This window comes from Corynebacterium sp. HMSC22B11 (assembly GCF_001815965.1).
In the GTDB taxonomy this organism is placed as follows: Bacteria; Actinomycetota; Actinomycetes; order Mycobacteriales; family Mycobacteriaceae; genus Corynebacterium.
The window spans coordinates 1-1856 of sequence record NZ_KV823514.1 but is presented as its reverse complement, the minus strand read 5'-3'; the positions used below and the strand labels follow the sequence as shown (position 1 = coordinate 1856).

1 rRNA gene is annotated in these 1856 nt (G+C 54.6%); it reads right to left on the bottom strand.

Annotation, left to right across the window (positions count from 1 at the left end):
• Window positions 1-315: 315 nt before the first annotated feature.
• Window positions 316-1836 (bottom strand): 16S ribosomal RNA (locus tag HMPREF3088_RS08020).
• Between the last annotated feature and the right edge of the window lie 20 nt (window positions 1837-1856).

Below are 1856 nucleotides of genomic sequence, written 5' to 3'. Positions count from 1 at the left end.
GCATCAGGTGAACAACAAAATCACAAGAAATTAGATACTCGCGTCCACTATACAGTTCTCAAACAACACGAACACCACCCACACACAACCAACCACAACCGGTCAATCACACGCAGGAAGCATCCCAACAGGAACAACAACACATGCCATTCCAGACACCCAACAACGCAACAAACCAAACACACACAAGACCTGAACACAACAACACACACCAACAACCAACCGGTCATTGGCGGACACGCAAGCAAACCCCCATGACAGGGTTTCTAATGCCCACGATTCACCCACAAAAAATAATAAACAAAAACTCCTTAGAAAGGAGGTGATCCAGCCGCACCTTCCGGTACGGCTACCTTGTTACGACTTCGTCCCAATCGCCGATCCCACCTTCGACAGCTCCCTAACAAGTTTAGGCCACTGGCTTCGGGTGTTACCAACTTTCATGACGTGACGGGCGGTGTGTACAAGGCCCGGGAACGTATTCACCGCAGCGTTGCTGATCTGCGATTACTAGCGACTCCGACTTCATGGAGTCGAGTTGCAGACTCCAATCCGAACTGAGGCCGACTTTCAGGGATTAGCTCCACCTCACGGTATCGCAACCCACTGTACCGACCATTGTAGCATGTGTGAAGCCCTGGACATAAGGGGCATGATGATTTGACGTCATCCCCACCTTCCTCCGAGTTAACCCCGGCAGTCTCTTGTGAGTCCCCACCATTATGTGCTGGCAACACAAGACAAGGGTTGCGCTCGTTACGGGACTTAACCCAACATCTCACGACACGAGCTGACGACAACCATGCACCACCTGTACACCAGCCCCGAAGGGAAACTACATCTCTGCAGCGATCCGGTGTATGTCAAGCCCAGGTAAGGTTCTTCGCGTTGCATCGAATTAATCCACATGCTCCGCCGCTTGTGCGGGCCCCCGTCAATTCCTTTGAGTTTTAGCCTTGCGGCCGTACTCCCCAGGCGGGGCGCTTAATGCGTTAGCTACGGCACGGAAATCGTGAAAAATCCCCACACCTAGCGCCCACCGTTTACGGCATGGACTACCAGGGTATCTAATCCTGTTCGCTACCCATGCTTTCGCTCCTCAGTGTCAGTAACTGCCCAGAGACCTGCCTTCGCCATCGGTGTTCCTCCTGATATCTGCGCATTCCACCGCTACACCAGGAATTCCAGTCTCCCCTACAGCACTCCAGCTTGCCCGTATCGCCTGCACGCCCGGAGTTAAGCCCCGGAATTTCACAGACGACGCGACAAACCACCTACGAGCTCTTTACGCCCAGTAATTCCGGACAACGCTCGCACCCTACGTATTACCGCGGCTGCTGGCACGTAGTTAGCCGGTGCTTCTTATCCAGGTACCGTCACCCGAAGGCTTCTTCCCTAGCGAAAGAGGTTTACAACCCGAAGGCCGTCATCCCTCACGCGGCGTCGCTGCATCAGGCTTCCGCCCATTGTGCAATATTCCCCACTGCTGCCTCCCGCAGGAGTCTGGGCCGTGTCTCAGTCCCAATGTGGCCGTCCACCCTCTCAGGCCGGCTACCCGTCGTCGCCTTGGTAGGCCATTACCCCACCAACAAGCTGATAGGCCGCGGGCTCATCCTCCACCGACAAAACTTTCCACCAACCACACTAAAGATTGGTCCTATCCGGTATTAGACCCAGTTTCCCAGGCTTATCCCGAAGTGAAGGGCAGATCACCCACGTGTTACTCACCCGTTCGCCACTCGAGTACCCCTGCAAGCAGGGGCCTTTCCGTTCGACTTGCATGTGTTAAGCACGCCGCCAGCGTTCGTCCTGAGCCAGGATCAAACTCTCCATAAAAGCCATGAGGCCCAAAAAAA